General features: G+C 53.3%; 1 protein-coding gene. It reads left to right on the top strand.

Annotated elements, in window-relative coordinates; genetic code table 11:
• Window positions 1-69: 69 nt before the first annotated feature.
• Complete coding sequence (locus tag JBO43_RS22830) at window positions 70-1290, top strand: ISL3 family transposase (RefSeq protein ID WP_202675169.1); 1221 nt, start codon at window positions 70-72, stop codon at window positions 1288-1290.
• Window positions 1291-1320 lie beyond the last annotated feature (30 nt).

Below are 1320 nucleotides of genomic sequence, written 5' to 3'. Positions count from 1 at the left end.
ATGGGTCTTCCCTTGTTGTGGTGGCTGAAGGCATGATGATGGTGTATTTAATCGCCAGAGGTCACCGCTATGGACGAAAAGTCCCTCTACGCTCATATTCTTAACCTGTCCGCTCCGTGGCAGGTGAAATCCCTTTCTCTCGATGAAAATGCCGGTTCTGTTACTGTCACTGTCGAGATCGCTGAAAACACCCGGCCAGCCTGTCCGACCTGCGGTAAATCCTGCCCTGTCCACGATCACCGTCGCCGCAAATGGCGCCACCTTGATACCTGCCAATTCACCACGCTCGTTGAAGCCGATGTTCCCCGCATTATGTGTCCGGAACATGGATGCCAGACCCTGCCGGTTCCGTGGGCGGGACCCGGTAGCCGGTATACGCTACTGTTCGAATCGTTCGTTCTCTCATGGCTGAAAATCAGTACCGTTGATGCTGTCAGGAAGCAACTTAAGCTGAGCTGGAATGCGGTTGACGGCATTATGACCCGGGGAGTTAAGCGAGGACTTGCCAGGATAAAAAAGCCATTATCCGCCCGTCATATGAATGTGGATGAGGTCGCCTTTAAAAAAGGGCATCGGTATATAACGGTGATCTCCGATCGCGACGGGCGAGCGCTGGCCTTAACAGATGATCGCGGAACTGAGAGCCTTGCCAGTTATCTACGTACACTTACGGACAACCAGTTGTTGACCATAAAAACACTCTCGATGGACATGAATGCAGGCTATATAAGGGCAGCGCGTATCCACTTACCCAACGCGGTTGAGAAAATCGCCTTTGACCGCTTCCATGTGGCGAAGCAACTGGGCGAGGTAGTTGATAAAACCCGTCAGAATGAACATCCGCACCTCCCTGTTGAAAGCCGACGCCAGGCAAAAGGAACCCGCTTCCTGTGGCAGTACAGCGATAAGTGGATGACCGAATCCCGGCAGGAAAAGCTGATGTGGCTGCGTGCACAGATGAAGCTGACGAGCCAGTGCTGGACGCTGAAAGAGCTGGCAAAAGATATCTGGAACAGGCCATGGAGCGAGGAAAGACGGAGTGACTGGCAGAGATGGCTGGCGCTGGCGGCTAACAGTGACGTTCCCATGATGAAAAATGCCGCGAAAACGATAGGAAAAAGGCTGTACGGGACCCTGAATGCGATGCGACACAGTGTCTCAAACGGAAATGCGGAGGCACTTAACAGCAAGATCAGGCTGCTGAGGATAAAAGCCAGGGGATACCGAAACCGGGAGCGCTTTAAACTGGGGGTGATGTTCCACTACGGAAAGCTGAATATGGCGTTCTGAGCCTTCCCACCATGATCGGGGAAGACCCTC

This window comes from Lelliottia jeotgali (assembly GCF_016771845.1).
GTDB lineage: Bacteria > Pseudomonadota > Gammaproteobacteria > Enterobacterales > Enterobacteriaceae > Enterobacter > Enterobacter jeotgali.
This window is presented reverse-complemented; position numbering and strand designations above follow the sequence as displayed.